Origin of the sequence: Fortiea sp. LEGE XX443 (assembly GCF_015206815.1) — a bacterium.
Classification (GTDB): Bacteria; Cyanobacteriota; Cyanobacteriia; order Cyanobacteriales; family Nostocaceae; genus Nostoc_B.
Genome location: NZ_JADEXZ010000079.1, coordinates 1 through 25105, shown reverse-complemented (window position 1 = coordinate 25105; position 25105 = coordinate 1). Strand labels below are relative to the sequence as shown.

The window sequence follows — 25105 nt, the reverse complement described above, 5'->3', positions numbered from 1 at the left end:
GAATATAGTCGTTGCATTTGCTGCTCAATCTCGGATGAATACGGAGTCATAGAATCTCAGAATTCAGTGGGCATATTCTGCTTATTATTGCATGACCCATTTCTGGATCTTATTTAATCCTCGTTCCTTACCATTCATGGGAATACCTTTGATAGCTGCGTAGATACTAGGAGCAACAATCACAATTGTATGATCACTGGCATGATCATTTCCGATTGGTGGCATTTCAATCCTCATTCTGTTGTTGTAGTAGTACCCTTTGGCTTTTTGACAAGCAAGATTTTCAATTACCTGCATGTATTCATTCCAAGTAGCTGTTATCCAAGTATCAGTCAGCAGTTTTGTTTGTAAGTTACTCATAGGTAAAAGCACACAAAAAATAAGAGTTTCAGAGAGTTCTTGTGTAAGTCCTATTGATTAGTTAAGTAGAAAGGTGCAAATAAACCGAACTATGTAACGGAAAGTAAAGTAGCTTGAAAACCTCTTCCCTTCTGCCCTCTGCCTCCTGCCTTGTCATAACGACAATTTTTAGCACCGACCTACTTAATAAACGTGACGACATTTAGAACTGCTCTATCATGCAATACATTTCAGTTAAGCTCATCTCGTTTGCAGCAAACCCCTTAAAAAGCCATACAGTTCAGTTAAGGTTATTGGTTAGGTTTTCTGAATCTGTTAGGACTTACGCAAAATATATCTGAAACTCTCATTTCTCCGTGACCTCTGCGCCTCTGTGGTAGCCTGCGGCAAGCCGCTACCGCGTCTACGTTATTCCGTGACTCGTGCGTAAGTCCCATCTGTAAAGACATTGCAATGCAACGTCTTTACAATTTTAAAAAAATCTTTGTCGTTCTCTGCTAAGTTCCCAACCCTTTTTATCTCGGTTAATGCAAGTTAATCCTGTCCTTTTTGATGTACAAACAAAACCTTGATGACGCAATGTTTTACCGTATTTTAAAACAAGATTTTTGGGATCTGCTACTGTGTCACCATAACAACCCCGATAACCATTACCTCGTAGATTGAGATTAAATACATGACCCCAGTCTAATTTACAGTCTTTCGGTTGAAGTGGGATTTTGGAGGTAATTTCTAAGATATCACAACGAATATTTTGATCTGCTATTAAGCAGTGAATATTCCCAGAAGGTGTCTGAAATTGAGTTTCTGCTTGGGCGATCGCTGGGAAAGATATGATGGAAAATACCGTTGTTGTCAAAATGGTCAAAAAATGCCTGGGATTCATGCAAAATGCCTTTTATGAAAGAAAAAGTTTCTAACTTACTAGCCGGAATTGATTATAACGTAACTATTAATACTAAAAAGCACTTAGGCGAGTCCAGTACAGATACAACATATAAGACCTGTAATTATTGTCCATAATTGATTCTGTGATTTTATAAAAAATAAATCAGAATTTATATTAAAAATTAATGTAACTTTTAAACCAAGTACATGTTGTTGCAAGAAATTACGCAGAGGCGACAGAAAAAGCAGACATATAAGTGTCTAATATTCATAGTTTTAGATAGTTCTTACGTAAGCCTGATTTAAATTACTGCTTCTACAAATCAGCACTAAGAGCAAGGCAGAATAATTTTTATCTGTGATTTAGTGCATTGTCATCAGTTAAACTTTATTTATTCAAACTATGAGTCAACCTGAAGACATCACTGCTCAAACTACTTCTTGGAATAACCATGACCAGCCGATTCATCTCTCTGGGTCAATCCAACCTCATGGTTTATTATTAGCACTCAATAATAATTTAGAAATTTGGCAAGTCAGCAATAACACCAAAAATTATTTAGATAAACAACCCCAAGATTTACTCGGTCAACCATTGAGTTGTTTACTGAAAACTCAACAGATAGAAGCCGTTAAGCAATGCTTAGAGAAAAAAATTGGCAGTGTTACGACTGTTAAAATTCCAATCACAACTGTGAATGGAGAGCGCTACTTTGATGGTATGGCTCATCGAACAACCAACGCGGTGATTTTGGAGCTAGAGCCGAGAGATAGTGATCATGAGGTGAGTTTCTTAGATTTTCATGGTTTGGTGAGTGAAGCGATCGCTCATTTGCAAAATACCTCAAACATGGCAGAATTTTTGCATTTGGTAGCCTCAGAATACCGCCAAATCACCACCTTTGACCGAGTGATGATCTATCAATTTGATGAACAAGGCGCTGGTTCGGTGGTGGCTGAAGTCAAACGAGAAGATTTACCACCTTATCTAGGACTCCACTATCCCCCTACGGATATTCCTGCATCAGCACGACAACTATATACCCATTGTTTACTGCGATTTATCCCCAATATCACAGCCCAACCTATAAAGCTGATTTCACAGGATGGAATAACTACACCCGTTGATTTAAGCTGGTCTGTACTGCGGAGTGTTGACCCCTGTTGTGTTACATATCATCAAAATATAGGTGCAGCAGCCCTATTCGTGATTGCGTTGATTAAAGATCAGCAGTTGTGGGGTTTGATTTCTTGTCATCATCACACGCCAAAGCATCTTAGTTACGAAGTGCGGAAAATTTGTGAATTTTTGGCACAGATTGTGTCGTTGGAGTTAGGACACAAAGTTATTCACTCAGAATTAGATTATCAAGTAAAGCTGAAATCCCTCCAGTCTGAGTTTGTAGAATCAATTTCTCAGGCGGACAATTTTATTGATGCTCTCATTAAGCCTCAACCTAGTTTACTCGCTCTTGTCGGTGCGACAGGGGCGGCGGTATGTCTAGATAATGAAATCACTCTGATGGGTGCAACACCAGATATAGAGCAGGTTCGGGCGTTGATTGCTTGGGTAGATAGTGAAAAAGCAGGGGAGCAGGGAGCAGGGAGCAGGGGTGAAAACACAGGGGTGAGGTTTGCACCTTTTTCTTCCTTCCACCTTTCTTCTGATCAAATTAGCAATCGCATGTTTGCTACTGATTCTCTCCCTAAACTGTACCCAGAGGCAATGCAATTCAAAAATATAGCCAGTGGGTTGCTGTTGTTACGTATTTCCCAAATCCAGCGTTACTATATTCTTTGGTTTCGTCCCGAAGTTTTGCAAACTGTCAATTGGGCAGGTGATCCGAACTCGTCAATGCAGGTAGACGCAGATGGTAGTATTACCCTGTGTCCGCGTCAATCTTTTGAGCAGTGGCAAGAAATAGTACAGTTAACTTCCTTACCTTGGAAACAGTGTGAGATTGATAATGCTTTGGCTTTAAGAAATGCGATCGTTGGTATTGTCCTTTCAAAAGCTGAGGAATTAGCCAAAATCAACCAAGAGTTAGAGCGCAGTAACCGCGAACTCGCTTCCTTTGCTTATGCAGCTTCTCACGATCTTAAGGAACCTTTGCGAGGCATTTATAACTTTTCGACAATTTTAATCGAAGATTATGCCCAAGTCTTAGATGAAGATGGTATCGAGTACTTGCAGACTGTACTATCTTTATCTGTGCGGATGGAAACTCTGATTAATTCCCTGTTGCGTCTCTCTCAGTTAGGACAAGCAGAACCGCATCTTCAAGCAACTAATCTTAATGAATTGCTTGACCAAGTGATTGAGATGATTTGTGCTAGTCGTCAGGAAGCTCAACTTAATATTCGCATTCCTCGACCTTTGCCAACGGTTCAGTGTGACCCGGTACTGCTCAACGAAGTCTTGAGTAACTTGATTATTAATGCCTTGAAATATAACGATAAAACAGAATATTGGGTAGAAGTTGGCTATTTAGAAGAATTTAAACCTCAGAATCATCAAAAAAATTACTCATACCCTGTTTTTTACGTCAAAGATAACGGTATTGGCATTCACGCGCATCATTACCAAACCATATTTAGACTATTTAAACGCCTACACTCCCAAGAAAAGTATGGCGGAGGAACAGGTGCAGGGCTGGCCATTTCTAAAAAAATTATTGAGCTACACGGCGGTCAAATTTGGGTCGAGTCCGCTGCTGGCATTGGTTCCACCTTTTATTTCACTTTGGGGCAATAGTTTAAGATAAATAAAAATTTTTGTTACATTTTGTAAAATCTCTGATGACAAAAAAACTTAACAAACCTCTGTTGGTTGTTGAGGATAGCAATGAAGACTTTAAAATGCTGCAACGCCTGATGCAGCGGATGGCTGTCCAGAACCCCATATATAGATGTACGAATGGGGATGAGGTTTTAGACTTTCTGTATCAAGAGGAAAGTTCTCAAAACCCTAATGGCGCATCAAAACCATCTGTCATCTTGCTTGACCTGAATTTACCAGGTATTGATGGCCGTGACCTTCTAGAGCGGCTCAAGCAAGATATGAGTTTCAAGAAAATCCCCATTGTGATCTTTACCACCTCATCCAACCCCAAGGATATTGAATTTTGCTACCAGAAGGGAGCTAATGGCTATTTAGTCAAGCCGATGGATGCTCAAGAATTACAAAAGACAGTTCAGGCGTTTGTTGAGTATTGGTTGGAGAGGAATACATTACCGCCTATGAGTTAGAGACAGGGGAGCAAGGCCAGGAGGAAGACTACTTCTGTCCCTCTGCTTCTTAAAAGTCTCTATTCATGGTTGTTATTGTCAGTGGTTTGTGTTAAAAATCAAAAAATTAATATTTAATTTATATTTTTGTAATGTTTAGTTAATAATTAGAGTAATACATGGGATGCTCAATTTAAGGAATGTAGACAATCTCCATTATTCTTCATATGCCGGAAACCTGGACGCTACTCATCATTGATGATTGTGCCGAGGATCGGAAAATTTATCGTAGATATCTATTAAAAGATCCTCAAAATTCGTATCAAATTTTCGAGGCAGATTCTGCCGAAGAAGGGCTGGCATTGTGCCAAACAACGTACTTCGATGTGATTCTGCTGGATTTTTGCCTACCTGATATGAGTGGGTTAGATTTGCTTGAGCGCCTGAAAAAGTACAAATTTGAAACACCTGTGTCAATTATTATGCTGACAGGGCGTGGTGATGAAGAGGTAGCTGTGCAAGCTATGAAACAGGGTGCTCAAGATTATTTAGTCAAGCAACATCTCCAGTTAGATGTATTGCAATTAGCAGTTCGCAGCGCGATTAAGCAATCTTGTCTGAAAGTTAAACTCAGTAAAACGCAAGAAAGACAGCGTTTAATTGCCACAACAGCACTACGAATTCGTCAGTCTTTGAACCTAGAGGAAATTTTGCATACGGCTGTAGTGGAAGTACAGCAACTTTTGAAGTGCGATCGCGTGATGGTCTATCAGTTCAGTGCTGATATGGGTGGTAAGATGGTTGCCGCATCATCACAAGAGCCTGAGCAAATATGCAATCATTTCTCAGATATCTACTATCACCAAGAAACTGAACGGATACCCAGCTTTGTAACTACACAAGTAGCTGGCACTACAACTACGACTAGACAAAAAAGCCTAGTTGTGGCCTATAGCAATCTTGGTGAAAATCATCGTTGGCGATGTAGACACAGAATTTCTCGTGTTGATGAAGCAAGTTTAAGCCATTTCTGCTTTCACAAAAAAGAGCAAGTAAGTACTCACGCCAATTTGGTAGTTCCCATTAATCTGAATAACAACAATAACCCCAATCCCAAACTTTGGGGGTTTTTGATTGCTCAACCTAGTTCTCAAGATAGATTGTGGCCAGCTGATGAAGTTGAGATGCTCAATCAAGTATCAGTGCAATTGGCGATCGCAATTCAACAAGCAGAACTGTTAGCCATGACTCAAGCAGCACTAGTAAAAGAAAAACAACTCAACGAATTTAAATCCCAAATCGTCACAACAGTTTCTCACGAGTATCGCACACCCTTAGCTACTATCTTGGCTGCTGCATCAACCATCAAACAACACGGCGCACGACTGGATGAGGCGAAAAAGAATAGATTCTTGCAAATCATTGAGCAGAAAGCTAGGCATATGTCCAAACTAGTGGATGATATGCTGTTAGTTCACCAACTAGAACTAGACAAAACCAAGTTTAAACCGCAGCCCTTAGATTTACTACAGTTTGTCTCGGAGTTAATCGAAGAACAGCAAGAAGTATTAGATAATCGCTATGAATTAATTTTGAAAATTACCGGAAATAACAGAGAATTTTCTGGCGATCGCGGACTTTTACGACAAATACTTTTAAATTTATTATCTAATGCCATCAAGTATTCACCAGAGGGCGGCAATATAGAAATTCACCTCAACGGTAAGGAATCAGAAATTTTACTGGAAGTTCAAGATCAAGGCATTGGCATTCCCACTTTAGATCAAGAAAACTTATTCAAATCCTTCAGTCGGGGAAGTAATGTTGACACAATACCAGGAACGGGTTTAGGTTTAGTAATTACGAAAGCTTGTGTAGAATTGCATGGCGGTAGTATTACCTTGTCCAGTCAAGTTGGGTTGGGAACTAAAGTTACAATTAGGTTGCCAAAGCGCCATAATTATGGTAACTCGTAATTAGTACCCCATGAATAATCACGAACTCTACTTAAAGGGATTAGAAAAAGCCAAGCAAAAAGATTACGCTCGGGCGATCGCAGATTTTAGCCAAGTTGTACAGATTGCACCTGATTTTGCCGAGGTTTATCTACAAAGGGGTTTGGCATATTACGACTTAGGGCAAATTCTCCAGGCAGTTTCAGACTATACTGAAACCCTCAAGATTGATTCTCAGTTCGTCGAGGCGTACTATAGTCGTGCATTAGCAAGGGTGGCGCTGAAAAATTTAGCTGGCGCGTTGGAAGATGTAGAACGTGCTATTTATCTGCGTGGTAATTACGCCGCAGCTTATAGTTTACGCGGGATGGTAAGACGTAAACAAGGATTTATTCACGATGCGATCGCTAGTTTTAAAAAAGCCGCAGAACTATATTTACAGCAAAAAGATAAAGAAAATTGTCGCCTCTGTCTGGAACGCATTCAACAGCTACAATCTCCAGCCAAACCAGCAGCACAGCCGCAAAATTCTACCACTGCACCGATGATCTCCACCAAAGATTATTTTACGCAACTATTAGACAAAGCCGAAAAAGGAAACACGCGAGAAGCGATCGCCGATTTAAACTGGGTATTGCAAGCCGATCCTCAAGATGCTCAAGCGTATTGCTGTCGGGGCGTGGTGCATTGCAAAATGGGAAATTACCGCGAGGCGATCGCTGACTTTAACCAAGCATTGCTATTAAAATTTCAAGATGCCATCGTCTATCGTAACCGAGGCAAAGCCCGTGCTTTATTGGGAGATCATCAAGGTGCGATCGCAGATTTTAACCAAGCAATGCAGACGCAACCCCAAGATGCCTTGATATATGTTGCCAGAGGCAATGTCTATCGGGCAATGGGCAATTATCTCGGTGCAATTGCTGACTACACTCAAGCACTACAAATCAATCCCGATGATGCCCAAGCTTACTACAATCGCGGCATTGCCTATACACTTCTTGAAGAAATGCAAAGCGCTGTGGAAGATTGTCAAAAAGCAGCTAGTATTTTTTGTGAACAAGAAGACTGGGAAAATTACCAGCAAGTGTTAAACAGCCTGCAAAAAATTCAGACAGCTTATCCTGAATCCAAAAAACAAAAATATAACTTGCTACGCCAACGACTTTTGCGCTTAGTTGGTGGTTATTGGGAAATCGCTCAAAGATTAATTGATCAAAAGCAAGATTATTATCCAGGGATGTCAGATGAGTGGTACTTACAAAAAGTGATTGAAGACTTAGAACGCGATCTCGGTAGATAATACACACTTAAATTAACGTGAGTTCGACGGATTAAAAAACCCCTCTCCGCGTCGGAGAGGGGTTGGGGAGAGGTTCATCCAATTCACGTTAATTAAACCTACATAAAGCAGGTTTAACTAATAGTAATTTATCTAATTTTTATATATTAAACAGTGATTTTACGAAGACGTTTTTCTTACGGAAAATATGACATAAATTCAGCTTTATCAAAAATATAAAAAAATATTATAACGTCAATAGTTGGATTGGGAAAGATAATAAATAACTCTAAATTACTGCATTTTTTTGGAATCAGGATAGCAAATTCCAGAAACTCTTCTGCCAGAAAAACTCTGGTAACTAATTTGCTGATTATCTACCCTCAAAACTATGAAGCTGAATCATAAACTTTACCTGTATTCATTTCTAGCTCAATTTCAACTTCTCAAGAAAAGTTATACTGCTAAAATCATGTTAGTAGCCTTTTTAGGTACTCATGTACCCCTACTAACTTTACTCTTCAGTTTCGTTACGTCTAACTCTTATTCTTGGGAGATGACGGTGCGAGTGTTGCTAATTGCTTTGTTAGCGACATTAGCAGGTACAGCCGCAACACTTTATGTCCTGCGTTATCTCCTAGCGCCAGTGATTTTAACCTCGGCTGCATTGCAAGATTATTTTCACACCAAAAAGTTACCAGAACTGCCTACAGAATTTGTAGATGAAGCAGGTACATTAATGGCAGATACATCACAAATTCTGCATAAATTAGATGAGTTGATTCACCAGATTACTAACTATGACAACCTGACTGGATTACCAAATCGGGATTTATTTTGCGATCGCCTCTACCAGAACATATCACAATCTCAGAACCAGCAGCAGCTTGTAGCTGTACTTGTGCTAGGTATTGATGATTTTACAGGTATAAGTCATGGGTTAGAACATAAAAAATCAAATTTGCTCTTAAGAGCAGTTGCCCAACGTTTAACAAATTGTATGGCTCAAACAGATATCCTTGCTTATCTGAGCCAAGATGAATTTGCGATCGCGCAAACCGATATACTTTCCTTTGAGAGTGTGATCAAACTCTCGCAGTTATTACTGAGTACAGTATCCAAACCTTTCTTTATCGATGGGCAGCAGATTCATATTACAGCCAGTATCGGGATCACAATTAATAATTTAGGCGATCGGCATCATGTGGATCAACTACTGCAACAAGCTCACATAGCACTTTACCAAGCAAAACAGCAAGGGCGCAGTCAACATCACTTCTATTCCGCAGACATGAACGCTCAATTGCAAGAGCGATTGACACTAGAAAACGAGTTGCGTGGGGCATTAGAACGTGGAGAAATGGTAGTTTACTACCAACCTCTGATTGATTTGCACAGCAGACAAATAACAGCCGTGGAAGCACTAGTACGTTGGCAACATCCTACACGGGGTTTAGTTTCTCCAGCCAAATTTATTCCCATCGCTGAAGACAATGGTTTAATCGTCCCCATTGGAGAATGGGTGTTACGCACCGCCTGCGCTCAAAATCGTGCTTGGCAATTGGCTGGAATTGAGCCAATTCGCATGTCAGTCAACCTCTCAGCCAGACAGTTTGCAGAACCAAACTTAGTAGAAATTGTCAAAAAAGTCCTCCAGGAGACAGAATTACCAGCACCTTACCTAGAATTAGAAGTAACTGAAAGCTTTTTGATGGGTGATATTCAAAAATCTGTAAAAACCCTCAAACAATTACGGGAATTAGGAGTATGGTTAGCGCTAGATGACTTTGGCACTGGCTATTCTTCTTTAAATTACTTGAACCGCTTCCCTGTAAACATGCTTAAAATTGACCGTTCATTTGTACAAAATGTCACATCTAATCCTGATAGCGCCGCCGTCACAGATGCTATCATAGCTTTAGCTAAAAGCCTCCATTTAAAAATCACAGCAGAAGGAGTAGAAACTCAAGAACAGCTGGAATATTTACAAATGCGTGGCTGTCAAGAAGGCCAAGGTTTTTATTTTGCTATCCCTGCACCTGCTGAAAGAATTACTGACATGCTAAAGCAAAATTCTCAGCAGCTGGAAGAGATAGCTGCATAGAAATTGAGTGAAGTATCTAAGTTTCTCAAGATACTTCACCTGTACATTCCAATCTAAAACCTAAAATTGTTTGACCACCGTAAATACTGGTGTTAAAAATGATGAATTATTTTGGTGCATTTTTCCATTATGACTAAGGTTCAAAAATTAGCACACAAGATGTTGCAGTGCCAGGAAGAATCTGTCAGATTTGCCGTGACACTCGTACCCACTGACAACTCCCGCTTAGAAAAACTGGCTCAACTGATGGGTTACACTAAAAGCGCCTTCTGTAGTGAACTTATTGCAGCGGCTTTGGATGATATGGAAGAGGTAATTGATACGCCTGACTCTCATATTGATCAATTTCTCCCTTCCGCCGAAGAATATGCGGAAGCTTTTTCTGCTATTGAAGCCAACCTCACTGCGGGACACCGAGCTATGTTAGTGGCTCATTATCATTTTCCTAATCGGACTACCACAACCTCGGAATTAGCAAAAGCGGCTAGTTATGACCATTACGGCGCAGTTAACCTGCAATATGCCAGACTTGGCTGCTTGCTGACAAAATACTTAAATTGCTCCTTGCCAACACATTCTGATGGTTCGCCATTTCCAACTGCACTTTTGGTTGAGTGGAGTTTTGAGAATGTTTGGTACTGCACGTTGCACCCACAAGTGGCTGAAGCATTGGAAATAGTGGGATTAGTCGGGTGGCAAAGATAAGTCTGTTTGATTTGTGGAAATTTTCGTGTTGACTGTAATTTGCTCTTGGTTATTTCTCACGAATGATTTAGGAATGCTATTGCAAAGCAACTATGTTTTAATATCCGCACCTGGCGAATCAAACTTGCTGCAATGATGTTTGCTATCAACAAAAAAAATCCCCCAGTGGTGGCAGCCGCCGGGGGAGTTAGTTATCAGGGTGCATCTACCAATTAATTGTTCTGTGCACGATCGCCCAATTCCGGATAATATTTTGATAATTGTGGATATTAAGCAAAAAAAATCCCCCAACCAGTGTTAGCCAGCCAGGGGAGTTAGTTATCAGGGTGCATCTACCAATTAATTGTTCTGTGTGCGATTGCCCAATTCCGGATAATATTTTGATAATTGTGGATATTAAGCAAAAAAAATCCCCCAACCAGTGTTAGCCAGCCAGGGGAATTAGTTATCAGGGTGCATCTACCAATTAATTGTTCTGTGCGCGATCGCCCAATTCCGGATAAGATTTTGATAATTGTGGATATTAAGCAAAAAAAATCCCCCAACCAGTGTTAGCCAGCCGGGGGAGTTGAAGATCAAGGTGCATCTACCAATAAAATGTTCTTAGGGGCTACTAACCAATCCGGATAAAGCTATCAGGACTAGAGGTAAACAGCTTATAGATTTAAATTTGCAGTAACCCTTCAGGATTCACAGAGAAAAGCGATCGCCTCTGCAAACCTTCTCGGTATAAAATCTCGTTGGCGGCTAATAAACCACTACTGACAGCGCGTTCCATTAAGCCGCAGGGAAAAGGCATTTTCACCCAATCACCCGCAAATACTAAGTTAGGAATAGTAGTACTTGTTTCGGGACGTTCGCCATAACTATTAGGTGGGTATCCCGAAAAGTTATGTTGATTGACTAATTCTCTGTGTAATATTTTTGCTTGTTTTAACTCTGGAACAATAGCATAAAGTTCTTGTTCAAAAGCTTTAATTAAAGCTTCTTGGGTGGGAAATTGTTTTTCTTTGTAGCAGTAAGCATGTAATTCTACAACGCTACCACCAGTACGTTGTGACCACTCAATAAATTGTTGTTGAATGCGATGATAAAGAGTAATACTATCAGTTAATTGATAGCCTGATAAAGAAGTAAAATTACTTTGTTGCCACTCAAAATCGCTATCAAACCAAAAGCGACATACAGCAAAAGGATCAGCAATACTCAATTTTTCTATTTGCGATCGCACTGTTTTATCTACATCGCCACTCACTCGCTGAAATAATTTCTGTACTCCAGGAACATCGGTAGCAAAAACATAATAATCTGCTTGCAGTTTCTCTGGAAGTGCTAACTCTTGATTTGCTGCTACTAGTTGCACTTCATCACCGTGGCGTTCCACTACTTGGAACTTCGCCAAATCTCGTTTGGCTGGCCCTTTTAAAACTTTACCATCAGCAGCAAACATCGCTCCATGACAAGGACATTGAAAGTTACCATCTTCTGCTTTTTGGACAGTACAACCTTGGTGAGTGCAAGTCAGAGAAATTGCTGTTTGGCTTCCTAATGGTAAGGCGAATACTTCATCAGCCGCACCAAAATATTGTATCTTGTCATCTGCGATCGCTGTATTCTTTTTAACTGTAAAAGCTACAGGACTTTGGTTACTGCCAATGTCATATTTTACGCCATCAATCTTACCGTCTACAGTCACAATTTCAGTTACAGTTGCATCGGTGATAATTTTACCGCCTTGCTGCTTAATTGCTTTAGCGATAGGTTGGACTAAACTTGTACTCATGTCATCTTTTGTACCATTAAAAGCTAGTCCTTCTGGGTTGCCAAAAAAATAAAAATGGAAGAACTGCATGAGTTCTCCGACACTCATCACATCTGGTGCATTCAGGCTAGATTTAGCAAACGGTAGAAAATATAAATCGTATAAACCTTGAGGAAATTCTGTTTTTACCCAATCAGCAACTGATATATTATCAAATCGCTGATAATTTTTCTCTCTTTGAAAGCCAGTGATTGCTTGGAAGACTTGGAGATGTTTGATTTTCGTTAAATTAATTCCCCAACGGAAACGATTGGGAGATGCGATCGCTAAGTCTACAATATTCCAAGGAAAAGCTGAACTACTGGGGCGAAATACCTCTGGCTTATATTTAGAATCTTGATAAACGACAGAATAAAAGTTTAGTGATTGAAAATTATTAGTTATTCCTAATTCGGCTACTAAACTATTCAGGTTATAGTACTGGGGAAAAAAGCCATGAAAGCCATGTTCCATCATGAAAGTTTCACCAGCCGCTTCTACCTGCCAACTGGCAATTTTGCCACCTAATTGGGGAGATTTTTCTAACAGTGTGACAACAAATCCTCGTTGACTCAATTCATAAGCACAAGCTAAACCTGCTAAACCACCCCCAATCACTACCACAGTTTTCGCCTGATTCAGTATTTGCGGCAAGTCGAGGGTATCTTTTTGAAACACTGTTGGTTTTGGCTTAGTAAACCGCGAGTATCCTGTGACTCCTGCAATTGTACCGACACTGAACAACTTGAACAGTGTACGACGGGAGATAGTAGATGATTCCAGCAAATTAGGTATTTGAGTCATTGGTTATAAAATTAACTTTTCACATACAACACAGGCATGAGGTGATGACCATGAGCGAGCAGATTGTATTGTTAGGAGTATTTTTTGATCACCGTGCTAGTCCCGAACGGATTTATTTTGCCAGAATGGCAGAAATTGTCAAGAGTTAAATATAGTTAGCAAATGAGACAAGTGGTTCAAGAAGCTCATACTTATTCGGTGTAGGCGATCGCTCTTCTGCTAAATTATGTATAAATTTTGACAAATTACACAGTAATTTCAATGACTATGGGACTTATAGCAATTGGTACAAGTGCTAGACTAGTTGATTACCTTCATCCTTTTGATAGTTGCTTATACTTCTCTGTGGATAGAGTTTTAGATATAAATTAGCAGTTATTATTACATCTGGATATCGAAACTAGTTCATTTAAAAAGCTCTTTACAAAGAAAAATATTTTTTTGATTAAGCCATTTTTTAGATATGAATTACATAAATTTATTTAGCCATCACGAAAATAATCAGGTTAATGTGCATGGGCAAACTGGAAAGACAAGTAAACACGTAACTAGTCAGCAAGCACCATCTCAACAAATATCATATAGCGTTGCCCATGCAATTGCTGGACGGATTCGCTTTCGCATTCCTCGGTTATCAAAAGATTCTGAGTATGCCAACAAACTCAAACTGGCGATAGAATCTAAAATTAAGAATGCAAAAGTTCGGATTAATCCTACAGCTTCATCTGTTGTCATACATTATCCAACAGGTTTAATGTCAGACGAACAGATGCGATCGCACCTAGTTAATCTAATTCAAACTGCCCCAAATATAGCTTTGCCAACAAAAGTAAGCACAAAAACAATTGTAGGAAGTATTTTTGATGCTTGGATTAACTTAATGGACGGTCTTCGTAACCTCAACAAAGCACGTACTGCTATTCAGCATCAACAGGTTAGAAGAGATCCTTGGGAGCGATTACTCTCATTTGGAGAAAGCATGATTAAAGGTCTAAAATCTACTATAGTCTTCATCTTGCCTAACAAGCGATGGCAATCACAGTCAGCACTCAACTCTGCTTAATGAGAATCCATGCTGAGGTTTAGACCCAGAGAATAAAAAGACTTTCCAAAAGGAAAAACAGTTTTCAGATGGGTTCGTCAAGCACGTAATATTTTGGCCGGTTTTTACTCTACCAGTCTGATTGTTGTTAGCCAGAATATAAGTTAGTAGTGCAAGATATGGCACTTTTATCTCGCTAAATTCAGAGGCAAAATATGTTTCCTTTTTGGGGTAATTTTTGTTACGGTAGCGAACCTATTTCGCATAAAGCTTATTTGGAACGTAAACTCAAGTTCCTAGCTTGGATGCGAGATGATTTAGAATCAAAGCTATCGGGTATTAATGCTGCCATTGACACCATTCGGCAACAAATAGAACGCGAAAATCCATCTGCTTAAACTTCTATTTTTTCCTGGGGCGTTGCATAAATGCGAGATGAGTTTGAGGTTGAAACCATTGCAAATTTGTTTCAAATGGGGCAAAATCATACCCTGATTTAGCAATACCTTTCCTGATAAAGAGTTCTAGGTAAAACTTAGAACTTTTTACTCTCTTTACTTCAGCCTAACGCACTGCCAGAAAAGGTAGTGCGTTAAGCTCTGGAAAAAAGATTTTTCCTGGCAAATCATCTCGAAATACAACAGAATTTTGCAGTAGAGACGCGCCGTGGTGTGTTTCTGCAAACATATCTCTTGCCTTTGAGGCTCATCCTCTTCATCAGTACCTTGTAAAATGTTGGCAGAAATCAATATCTTACAGAGCCAAAACAAAAAGTCATTATGCGCTTACTACATACAATGCTGCGGGTAGGAAACCTAGAAGAATCATTGAAATTCTATTGTGATCTCCTGGGAATGAAATTACTACGTAAAAAAGATTATCCAGGGGGAGAATTTACCTTGGCTTTTGTTGGCTACGGTGATGAGAGTGATAATGCAGTTATCGAATTGACCTATAACTGGGGAGTGGAACAGTACGAACTAGGTAACGCTTACGGTCACATTGCTCTGGGAGTGGATGACATTTACACTACCTGTGAAGCTATTAAAAATCGTGGTGGTAAGGTTGTTCGGGAACCAGGGCCAATGAAACACGGTTCTACAGTAATTGCTTTTGTCGAAGATCCAGATGGATACAAAATTGAACTGATTCAATTGAGTACTCAAGGATCAGCAGCCAAGCCAGAATCACAAGAGCAACTCGTATCTCAATAATTTTGATTACGATCAGAGTGTAAGGTCGTAGAACTCTTATTTGATTTTTGAACTATATGATGTGTAGAGTGGGCTTTGCTTACTCTACATTACTTGCAACCGCAGATACAGACAAATATAAACTCCATAGTGCTTGGATAATTATTTGGGGAGAGAATACTGGAAAAGTATGAAATCTGAAGTATGTACTATGAAGAGACACTGGTTGGAAAAATTGCTGTTAGCGTAGCGGGGTGGAAACCCAAGCTGAGAAGAAAATACTAGTCTCTAGCTCCTATTTCATCCTACCCTACTAAAAGGAGATGCCGCGATCGCCTCTTGTGCATCTACGTCCTCCATCTTTCCCCAACTCACAATTTCTTAAATAAAATCGCAATTCAAAATCGTAACGATGCAGCCTACAGATCCCAATAAATTTACTGATAAAGCCTGGGAAGCGATAGTGAAATCTCAGGATATAGTCCGTGCTTATCAACAACAACAATTAGACGTTGAACATTTAATTATTGCCCTTTTAGAAGAACCCACGAGTTTAGCTATCCGCATTTTAGCGCGGGCTGAAATCGACCCCATCCGCTTGCAACAGCAAATAGAAGCTTATACCCAACGTCAACCCAAAGTTGCTAATAATGACCAGCTTTACCTGGGGCGCAGTTTAGACGGAATGCTCGATCGCGCCGAGGAAGCTAGACTCAAAATGAAAGATACTTACATATCCGTAGAACATATACTTTTAGGTTTTGCGGAAGATGAACGCATTGGAAGACGCATTCTCAAAGGCTTTAGTGTTGATAGCAATACACTAGAAGCGGCGATTAAAGCTGTACGTGGTAGCCAAAAAGTGACAGATCAAAATCCAGAGTCGCGCTATGAAGCCCTACAAAAATTTGGTAGGGACTTGACAGAACAAGCCAAAGCCGGAAAACTCGACCCAGTAATTGGGCGAGATGATGAAATCCGCCGTGTGATTCAGGTATTGTCTCGTCGGAGTAAAAATAACCCTGTGTTGATTGGCGAACCAGGGGTAGGTAAGACAGCGATCGCGGAAGCCCTAGCACAACGTATAATCAACGGCGATGTCCCGGAATCTCTCAAAAACCGCCAATTAATATCTCTAGATATTGGTAGTTTAATCGCTGGGGCAAAATACCGGGGCGAATTTGAAGATCGCCTGAAAGCTGTACTCAAGGAAGTTACTGAATCTAACGGACAAATTGTACTGTTTATTGATGAACTACACACCGTTGTGGGTACTGGTTCCAATCAACAAGGGGCAATGGATGCAGGAAATCTACTCAAACCCATGCTGGCTAGGGGCGAATTGCGGTGTATTGGCGCGACAACCTTAGATGAGTACCGCAAATATATTGAGAAAGATGCAGCCTTAGAACGCCGTTTTCAGCAAGTATTTGTTGATCAGCCCAGCGTAGAAAACACTATCTCGATTCTGCGGGGTTTGAAAGAACGCTACGAAGTGCATCACAACGTCAAAATTTCCGATTCGGCGCTGGTGGCGGCGGCTACTTTGTCAGCGCGTTACATTTCTGACCGCTTCTTACCCGACAAAGCCATTGACTTGGTAGATGAAGCGGCTGCACAGTTGAAAATGGAGATTACTTCCAAACCCTCAGAATTGGAAACCATTGACCGCCGTTTGATGCAGCTAGAAATGGAAAAGCTATCATTAGCCGGGGAAGAAAAGGTTCCTTCCCAAACGCGAGAACGTTTGCAGCGAATTGAGCAAGAAATCGATATTTTAAAGGTAAAACAGCAAGAATTTAACGAGCAATGGCAAGGTGAAAAACAGATTTTAGAAGCTATTAGTCTTTTAAAGAAAGAAGAAGAAGCCTTGCGCGTCCAAATTGATCAGGCAGAACGAGCTTATGATTTGAATAAAGCTGCCCAATTGAAGTATGGCAAATTGGAAGGAGTGCAGCGCGATCGCGAAGCCAAAGAAACAAAACTTTTAGAACTGCAAAGCCAAGGTTCAACTCTGTTGCGTGAACAAGTCACTGAAGCTGATATCGCTGAAATCGTCGCTAAGTGGACAGGTATCCCTGTAAACCGGTTGTTGGAATCGGAACGGCAAAAATTACTGCAACTCGAAAGCCATTTGCATGAACGCGTCATTGGACAACATGAAGCCGTAGAAGCCGTAGCCGCCGCCATTCGTCGCGCCCGTGCAGGGATGAAAGATCCCAGCCGTCCCATCGGCTCATTTTTGTTCATGGGGCCGACTGGTGTAGGAAAAACTGAACTAGCCCGTGCATTAGCGCAGTTTCTCTTTGATTCAGATGATGCTTTGGTACGTCTGGATATGTCTGAGTATATGGAGAAACACTCAGTTTCTCGGTTGGTGGGTGCGCCTCCTGGGTATGTCGGCTATGAAGAAGGGGGACAACTTTCCGAGGCGGTTCGCCGTCATCCTTACTCAGTAGTGCTACTAGATGAGGTGGAAAAAGCCCACCCCGATGTATTTAATATTTTGTTGCAGGTATTAGATGATGGCAGAATTACTGATTCTCAGGGAAGAACAGTAGATTTTCGCAACACCGTTATTGTCATGACTAGCAACATCGGTAGCGAACACATTTTAGATGTGTCTGGTGATGATTCTAAGTATGACATGATGCAGAAGCGAGTCACAGATGCCTTGCGATCGCACTTCCGCCCAGAATTTCTCAACCGCGTAGATGATACGATCCTCTTCCATACCCTCAGCCGCGCAGAAATGCGACACATCATCCGTATTCAACTCAAGCGTGTCGAAAAACTTCTCAAAGAGCAAAAAATCTCCTTTGAAATCACTCAAGAAGCTTGCGATTATCTCGTAGAAATGGGCTACGATCCAGTTTACGGCGCACGTCCCCTGAAACGCTCAATTCAGCGAGAAGTAGAAAACCCGCTTGCCACTAAGTTATTAGAAAATACTTTTATTGCTGGCGATACCATACTCATTGACAAAGGTGAACCCGGTTTGATTTTTAACAAAAAAATCTCCGTTAAGGTGACAATACCACAGGTCGTCACATGATTTTATCGGTTGACTAAATGCACTCAATTTTAGTTTAAAGGAGCCAGAAACAGTATTCTGGCTCCTTTATTTTTCGTCTTTTGTTTAGTATATTTAGCATCTCAAGTTTCATTTTGATGCCAATGCGAAGTAGTTTTATTCCTTACATAGCAGGTGACAGGGAACAGGTGACAGGTGACAGGGTTACAAGTCTTTTAGTGCATGAGTTTTATCATTGGCCGATGTCCTAACTGCCTTGGCTACTGCTATACCAATTCGTAATTCGTAATTAAGAAACTCTGATTTGGTCTAGGTTGTGGGGTTTGAATGTGTTGCCTAATTTTAAACAATTGGTATTAGATTAATAGCGAATTCGAGGATCAACATAAGCATTGATAATGTCAATCAAAATACTTGCCGTAACTACGATCGCCCCAAAGAACACTAATACTCCCTGGACTGTGGGATAGTCGCGATCGCTGATTGCTTGATACAAGCGATTGGCTAAACCAGGCCAAGAAAATGTCACCTCAGTTAAAATCGCTCCACCCAATAGCGAAGCAAAGGTTAACCCCAAGACTGTAATTACTGGAATTAACGCATTTTTTAAGGCATGTGCTACTAAAATTTTATTTTCGGGAATTCCCCTAGCTCTAGCTGCTTCTACATAGTCTGCTCTGAGGGTTTGCTTTAAATTCACACGCACAATCCGCTCAAAAATCCCACTGAGCAAAATTCCCAAGGTCATGCTTGGCAAGGCAAGATGGTGCAAAGATGCAAAAAACTGAGTCAAGTTACCACTAAGTAAACTATCAAAGGTATACAGTCCAGTAATGGTTGATGGTGGCGGAAGGGTTGGTGGAAAGCGGTTGGAGTTAGGAAACCAACCCAATTGTACTGAGAAAATCAACTGTAACAGCATTCCCGCCCAAAACATCGGCAATGCGTAAGTAATAATCCCAAATAACCGCCCTCCCACATCAAAATATGTCCCAGGACGAGAGGCGGAAAGTGTACCTACCAAAATACCGACAATGAGTGCAACTGCCATACTAAATACTGCTAACTCCACTGTCGCCGGGAAATATTGTCCGATAATGTCCCAAACTTCTTGTCCTCGACTTGTTAAAGAAGTTCCTAAGTTAAAGTGCAGTAAGTTTCCTAAATAATTCAAATACTGTAGCCACAAGGGTAGGTCTAATCCCAATTGCTTTCGTAATTCCTCTTTTGCCGCTTCCGGCGCACGACCACCAAGAATCGCATCGGCTGGATCTCCTGGTGTAGCTCGCAATAATAAAAATACGATGGTAATGATAGTTAACAGCTGAAGTGGCGCTAGGAGCAACCGCGAAACAATGTAATATTGTAGGGCTTTTGAGCGAGACATGAGGAAGTATGAAGTGTGAAGTATGAAGTGTGAAGTATGAAATATAAATTTCATACTTCACTTGCCTATTTTTTGATGGTTTTATAAATCAAATTCTGGGTAGGGTCAAGTTGCACGTTACTTACACCTTTTTGGGCAAATACGTAGTCTTTGTTTTGCCAGAGAGGAACGTAAGGTACATCGTTAGCTACTTGGGTTTGAATTTGGGCAAAAATTTTCTCCCTTGCTGCGGGATTTTGTTCTTTGCGTTGTTGGTCGATGAGTTTATTCATGGTTTCGCTATAGTAAAACGAACCTTGAGTTTGACTACCGCCATCTTCGCAGCCTTTGGCATCAGAACCTTTTTGACAAGCTAAGAACGGTTGCACGTAATTATCTGGATCTAAAAAATCTGGATACCAATCAAGCAAAGCTGCGGGATATGAACCTTTAGAAATGTCTTTAAAGAAAGTAGGGCCTTCTACTGTGTTGACTTCTAATTGTACGATGCCGTCCATTTTCGTATCGGCGAGTGATTTGAGTGTCTGGGCCGCCAAACTCCGGGTAGGTGAACTAGATGGATACCAAACTGGAATTTTTACCGGATTTTCTTTAGAGAAACCAGCTTTGGTTAATAATTCCTTAGCTTGATCAAATTTACCATCGCCATATTTATCTTTAAATAATGACTGGGAAACATTGAATGTTGTAGGAATCATACTGTAAAGCGGATCGGCTTGACCGTATAAAACTCGCTCATTTAATAGTGGACGATCAATAATTGCCGCGATCGCTTGTCTAACTTCTGGTTGATCTAAAGGTTTTTGATTGCGATTCAACACCAAATAACTTACCACACTACCTTGGGCCGTAATCGCTTGCCAATTTCCTTTTTTTCCGCCTTCTTCTAAACTGCGAATTTGGTCAGGTTGTAATGACAAATACGCTACATCTACTGCACCAGTACGGAAAGCATTAAACAAATTGACTGGGCTAGTTTGAATTTGAACGTTAATTCCTTGATTTGCTGGTTTTTCTCCCCAATATTTATCAAATACATCCATCCGCAGTGAATCTGTACCATACTGCGCTAATTTGTAAGGGCCTGTACCAACAAATGTATTTGGTTGAAATTTACCAGCGCCAATTTCATAAGCTTTGGGTGAAACTGCACATACTCCAGAAAATGCCAGTAGAGAGGGAAAGGCTGCAAAGGGTTTTTTGAGCTTGATTGTTAGCTCATTATCACCTGTAGCAGTTACTGAGTCTACTGTATCGGTTAGTAAAAAAGAAGGTTTACCCTTATTTTCCAGAAAGCGCTGAATGCTAAACTCCATTGCTTTGGCATTGAAGGGAGTGCCATCGTGGAAAAGTACTCCTTGCCGTAAAGGTATGGTGTATGTTAGCCCGTCTTGACTGACTTTTGGCAAACTTGTCGCCAATTGCGGTTTTATTTCTGTACTACCAGGTTCGTAAGTGTAAAGGCGATCGCTCATATTAAACACTAAACCCAGCGATGCCAACTCATAAGCATCTGCTGGATCTAAAGTCCTCGGCTTTGCCGTTGTCCCAATAGTAATCCGGCCATCACCCCCAGGCGTATTCACAGAACCTGATGATGTGGTAGTTGTTTGTTGTCGAGGCGCACAACTGATAACTAAAAATAAACACAGACAGAAAAGAGATAGGAATTGTGTAATCCGACCCCACCTTCGCACGAACAAGGGAAATAAAGTCATACCTTTGAGATTTTTAAAATCAGCGGTCAATAATCATACTATGTGTGTGGCAATCATACCCAATTTTTCTAATCTATGCAGACTCAAGGTTAGCGATGGCGTTCCTGCTACTACTTTGCTGTGCATATCACTGGTGGAATTGGGTATTACAGATAAAAACAATTTAGTTATATCAAAAAATGTTACAAATTCTCATTGTTTTCGCCTCAGTATTTTAATGTGCTTCGGGTAATATTTTGAACGAAGTTAAACAAAATTTCTGTCAAATTCCTAAATCAGTTTAAGAGATTTAAAATCCGCAGATTTTCATTATTTAATAATAATTTTCTAAACTGAAGAAAAATGTCGTAAATTAAGATTTTTTTTAAAAGAATATTTGTTAAGCTGCTCAACTAACTCCAGTAGTTAACATTGAGAGTTTGACTATTGATACTTCAATGTGAATTTTAAAGCGAGTTATCAGGGAAATTGCCATCAGCCCTTTAGTGTTGAAGTTTCTTTAGTTACAACATCTACTAAAAGAATAGCTAGGGTGTAGATATCAAAATTTATAGTCAAAATAGCGAGATAAAACCGTGAAATATTTTTTTCTTTCTGAAGGATGGACTATAGGTAGAGTATGGTCGTCTGATGGATTGTGGCAGATAACTGCATGGCGGAGGCAGCCAGATATTCAGCGAATGAATATTTGTTTAGTAGAAAACACTGAATTGCTGTGGCTTCACAGCACAGAAGAAGCAGTGATCACCATAGAAGTTAAACCCACAAAACCAGAAATTACCAACCACACCATCGGTAAAGTAGTACTGAAGCGTTTAATGAGTGCTGAACAAATAATTGAACGTCTGAATATGGCTGAAGCCAAGTGCCAGCTACAAAACATCCACTCAGTGGCACAATAATTTAACTGGGTAGGGAGAATCGTTATTGGCCTGTTTGCTTGTAACCCACTCCCTACTCCCTAAAGATACGTAAATGAAATTGTGACGGAGATTTGTGGGAAGATAACACAGATGGGATACCGATCGCATCTATTTACACGCTTGCAAACAGTTCCATCAATAGTTACACTTTTTAAAACATTCTCATTTTTGTATGGCGATTGCGTAGACGAATAAAAGGCAGCTGCCACAAGGGTAGCTCGTTACATTACCCAGATACCAGCAAAGATTTTCTTGCAGGAAACTTCTTGGTTAAGACAAGCGATCGCTACCCAACGAGGTAAAGCTACCATAGCGTCTAAGTGTTGCCAAATAAGCCACACAGTCTGACTCGTCAAGACTGAGCCGTGGTCAAACTCAGAACCCTGGCAATAAAAAAACTCAGAGATTTCTTTGAGAAGCGGCCTTCGCATCTGAAGGAACTCAGTACAAAAATTGCTTTGTAAACATAACTCAACTTATCGAGGAGGAGCGTAGTCGATGGGACTACCTTGGTACCGAGTACATACAGTCGTTCTGAACGATCCAGGGCGGCTGATTTCTGTACACTTGATGCACACAGCCCTAGTGGCAGGCTGGGCTGGTTCAATGGCGCTGTATGAACTCGCTGTTTATGACCCCAGCGATCCAGTTCTCAACCCCATGTGGCGACAAGGCATGTTCGTGCTGCCCTTCATGGCACGTCTAGGCGTTACCCAATCTTGGGGTGGCTGGAGCGTCACTGGTGGCCCTGCTACCGACCCTGGTTTCTGGTCGTTTGAAGGTGTTGCTGCCGCTCACATTGTACTTTCCGGTTTATTATTCCTAGCCGCGGTTTGGCACTGGGTTTACTGGGACTTGGAACTCTTTAGAGATCCCCGCACTGGTGAACCAGCGCTCGACTTGCCCAAAATGTTTGGGATTCACTTGTTCTTATCTGGTTTACTCTGCTTTGGTTTTGGTGCTTTCCACCTCACCGGACTTTATGGGCCGGGAATGTGGATTTCCGATGCCTATGGAGTTACCGGGAGCGTGCAAGCCGTAGCACCAGAATGGGGGCCAAATGGTTTTAACCCTTATAACCCCGGTGGTGTTGTGGCTCACCACATAGCTGCTGGTGTAGTTGGCATCATCGCTGGTTTATTTCACCTCACAGTCAGACCACCCGAAAGGCTTTACAAAGCCCTACGGATGGGTAACATCGAAACCGTACTTTCCAGCAGTATTGCGGCGGTATTCTTCGCAGCTTTTGTTGTTGCTGGTACTATGTGGTACGGTAGCGCTACAACCCCCATTGAACTTTTTGGCCCTACCCGCTACCAATGGGATCAAGGCTACTTCCGTCAAGAAATTGACCGTCGTGTGCAAGCTAGTGTCGCTGGTGGTGCAAGCTTGTCTGAAGCTTGGTCACAAATTCCTGAAAAGCTGGCATTCTACGATTACGTTGGTAATAGCCCCGCTAAAGGTGGTCTGTTCCGTACAGGGCCAATGGTTAAAGGCGATGGCATTGCTCAGTCTTGGCAAGGTCACGGTGTGTTCAAAGATTCTGAAGGTAGAGAATTGACTGTACGTCGTCTGCCCAACTTCTTTGAAACCTTCCCCGTAATTTTGACCGACAGCGATGGTATTGTCCGTGCTGACATTCCTTTCCGTCGGGCAGAATCCAAGTATAGCTTTGAACAAACTGGTGTCACTGTTAGTTTCTACGGTGGCGATCTCAATGGTAAGACCTTCACAGATCCTGCTGATGTGAAGAAATATGCCCGTAAAGCTCAAGGCGGTGAAATCTTTGAATTTGACCGGGAAACTTTGAACTCTGACGGTGTATTTCGTACCAGTCCCAGAGGTTGGTTCACCTTTGGACATGCAGTATTTGCTTTGTTGTTCTTCTTCGGACACCTCTGGCATGGCTCTCGGACAATCTACCGAGACGTATTTGCCGGTGTTGAAGCCGATTTAGAAGAGCAAGTTGAATGGGGTCTATTCCAGAAAGTGGGTGATAAGACAACCCGCCGGAAGGAAGCCCTCTAAAATAAGTATGAAGGATGAAGTATGAAGTATGAAATTCATTACTTCATCCTCATAACTTTAACCACTATGTTTCATTTATTACTGGCTAGATAAGCAGGAGCTTTTGATATGGAAAGCGTTGCATACATTTTAATTTTCACTTTGTGCATAGGCGTTCTCTTTTTTGCGATCGCCTTCCGCGAACCTCCCCGCATTGAGAAGAAAGACGAGTAATAGTAAACTATTACTAGACTTTGAAAAGATGATATATCCGCTGTTAAAGTTTATAACAGCGGATATTTTAATTAAAATTCTATTTACTTTTAAAAATTGCTAAGTAAAAAACTAGTACAGATTGGTGTAAATAAAGCCACCATCTAACAAATATGCAAAAAGTTGATAAATTAAATATTCTTTGCTCTTGACTTCTTGTATTAGTCCTTCACATCTAACTTCTCTATTAGATAAGTAATCAGACAGAATTAATTACACAAATTTTTGACTGTAACCTATAACCGTTCGGCTGACGCTCACGGCGGAAGCCTTTAGAGGCTGTTTTAAAAGTCTAAGAGGTGGTAAAAAAACTCTCTCAGTATATGCTGTGAATAGATAATAGACAGCACTGAGAGAGCAACATGAGTAAAGCATACCCTAGCAATCTGACCCGCGCCCAA

Annotated in this window: 20 protein-coding genes; 13 read left to right on the top strand and 7 right to left on the bottom strand. The window is 40.9% G+C overall.

Annotated elements, in window-relative coordinates:
- Positions 1-84: 84 nt before the first annotated feature.
- Both IQ259_RS22565 and IQ259_RS22560 read right to left on the bottom strand, forming a co-directional pair.
- On the bottom strand, positions 85-360 hold the full coding sequence (locus tag IQ259_RS22565) for a hypothetical protein (RefSeq protein WP_193888266.1): 276 nt from the start codon (positions 358-360) through the stop codon (positions 85-87).
- Positions 361-832: 472 nt separating this feature from the next.
- Positions 833-1246 (bottom strand): DUF6636 domain-containing protein, encoded by a 414-nt coding sequence (locus IQ259_RS22560; protein WP_193888265.1) that lies wholly within the window; start codon positions 1244-1246, stop codon positions 833-835.
- A gap of 405 nt (positions 1247-1651) precedes the next feature.
- On the opposite strand from IQ259_RS22560, the gene IQ259_RS22555 reads away from it, so the two are divergent.
- From IQ259_RS22555 to IQ259_RS22530, 6 genes are all read left to right on the top strand, one after another.
- Positions 1652-4003, top strand: coding sequence for an ATP-binding protein (locus IQ259_RS22555; protein WP_193888264.1), 2352 nt, complete (start codon positions 1652-1654; stop codon positions 4001-4003).
- A gap of 44 nt (positions 4004-4047) precedes the next feature.
- The gene (locus IQ259_RS22550; RefSeq protein WP_193888263.1) at positions 4048-4497 is read left to right on the top strand and encodes a response regulator; all 450 of its coding nucleotides are present in this window, start codon (positions 4048-4050) and stop codon (positions 4495-4497) included.
- Positions 4498-4703: 206 nt separating this feature from the next.
- Positions 4704-6452: an ATP-binding protein gene (locus IQ259_RS22545; RefSeq protein ID WP_193888262.1), complete on the top strand. Its 1749-nt coding sequence runs from the start codon at positions 4704-4706 to the stop codon at positions 6450-6452.
- A 10-nt stretch (positions 6453-6462) separates the two neighbouring features.
- Positions 6463-7734, top strand: a complete 1272-nt coding sequence (locus tag IQ259_RS22540; RefSeq protein ID WP_193888261.1) for a tetratricopeptide repeat protein — start codon at positions 6463-6465, stop codon at positions 7732-7734.
- Between the two features lie 370 nt (positions 7735-8104).
- Positions 8105-9817 carry a bifunctional diguanylate cyclase/phosphodiesterase gene (locus IQ259_RS22535; RefSeq protein WP_193888260.1) on the top strand — a complete coding sequence of 571 codons (1713 nt, stop codon included), beginning with the start codon at positions 8105-8107 and terminating at the stop codon, positions 9815-9817.
- Between the two features lie 129 nt (positions 9818-9946).
- The gene (locus IQ259_RS22530; protein ID WP_193888259.1) at positions 9947-10522 is read left to right on the top strand and encodes a hypothetical protein; all 576 of its coding nucleotides are present in this window, start codon (positions 9947-9949) and stop codon (positions 10520-10522) included.
- Positions 10523-11186: 664 nt separating this feature from the next.
- Here IQ259_RS22530 and IQ259_RS22525 read toward each other — a convergent pair.
- On the bottom strand, positions 11187-13127 hold the full coding sequence (locus tag IQ259_RS22525) for an FAD-dependent oxidoreductase (RefSeq protein ID WP_193888258.1): 1941 nt from the start codon (positions 13125-13127) through the stop codon (positions 11187-11189).
- Between the two features lie 463 nt (positions 13128-13590).
- Between IQ259_RS22525 and IQ259_RS22520 the strand changes: the two genes are divergently transcribed.
- A complete protein-coding gene (locus tag IQ259_RS22520; RefSeq protein ID WP_193888257.1) occupies positions 13591-14190 on the top strand; it encodes an HMA2 domain-containing protein in 600 nt (199 codons plus the stop codon).
- Positions 14191-14384: 194 nt separating this feature from the next.
- On the top strand, positions 14385-14567 hold the full coding sequence (locus IQ259_RS22515) for a hypothetical protein (protein ID WP_193888256.1): 183 nt from the start codon (positions 14385-14387) through the stop codon (positions 14565-14567).
- A 166-nt stretch (positions 14568-14733) separates the two neighbouring features.
- On the opposite strand, the gene IQ259_RS27645 is transcribed toward IQ259_RS22515, so the two are convergent.
- The gene (locus IQ259_RS27645) at positions 14734-14856 is read right to left on the bottom strand and encodes a hypothetical protein (protein WP_255525527.1); all 123 of its coding nucleotides are present in this window, start codon (positions 14854-14856) and stop codon (positions 14734-14736) included.
- Between the two features lie 92 nt (positions 14857-14948).
- On the opposite strand from IQ259_RS27645, the gene gloA reads away from it, so the two are divergent.
- Positions 14949-15383 (top strand): lactoylglutathione lyase, encoded by a 435-nt coding sequence (gloA, locus tag IQ259_RS22510; RefSeq protein ID WP_193888255.1) that lies wholly within the window; start codon positions 14949-14951, stop codon positions 15381-15383.
- Between the two features lie 391 nt (positions 15384-15774).
- Positions 15775-18417, top strand: a complete 2643-nt coding sequence (gene clpB / locus IQ259_RS22505) for an ATP-dependent chaperone ClpB (RefSeq protein ID WP_193888254.1) — start codon at positions 15775-15777, stop codon at positions 18415-18417.
- A gap of 340 nt (positions 18418-18757) precedes the next feature.
- Here clpB and IQ259_RS22500 read toward each other — a convergent pair whose 3' ends face one another.
- Complete coding sequence (locus tag IQ259_RS22500; RefSeq protein ID WP_193888253.1) at positions 18758-19783, bottom strand: ABC transporter permease; 1026 nt, start codon at positions 19781-19783, stop codon at positions 18758-18760.
- Positions 19784-19848: 65 nt separating this feature from the next.
- Complete coding sequence (locus IQ259_RS22495) at positions 19849-21501, bottom strand: ABC transporter substrate-binding protein (protein ID WP_193888267.1); 1653 nt, start codon at positions 21499-21501, stop codon at positions 19849-19851.
- 575 nt (positions 21502-22076) lie between these two features.
- Between IQ259_RS22495 and IQ259_RS22490 the strand changes: the two genes are divergently transcribed.
- Positions 22077-22403 carry a hypothetical protein gene (locus tag IQ259_RS22490; RefSeq protein ID WP_193888252.1) on the top strand — a complete coding sequence of 109 codons (327 nt, stop codon included), beginning with the start codon at positions 22077-22079 and terminating at the stop codon, positions 22401-22403.
- A 242-nt stretch (positions 22404-22645) separates the two neighbouring features.
- Here the strand turns inward: IQ259_RS22490 and IQ259_RS22485 are convergent, their stop codons facing one another.
- Positions 22646-22855, bottom strand: a complete 210-nt coding sequence (locus IQ259_RS22485) for a hypothetical protein (protein WP_193888251.1) — start codon at positions 22853-22855, stop codon at positions 22646-22648.
- A gap of 67 nt (positions 22856-22922) precedes the next feature.
- Between IQ259_RS22485 and psbB the strand changes: the two genes are divergently transcribed.
- Together psbB and IQ259_RS22475 are read left to right on the top strand one after the other, a co-directional pair.
- A complete protein-coding gene (gene psbB / locus IQ259_RS22480; protein WP_193888250.1) occupies positions 22923-24452 on the top strand; it encodes a photosystem II chlorophyll-binding protein CP47 in 1530 nt (509 codons plus the stop codon).
- Positions 24453-24560: 108 nt separating this feature from the next.
- Positions 24561-24665, top strand: a complete 105-nt coding sequence (locus IQ259_RS22475) for a photosystem II reaction center protein T (protein ID WP_015115729.1) — start codon at positions 24561-24563, stop codon at positions 24663-24665.
- Positions 24666-25105: the final 440 nt, after the last annotated feature.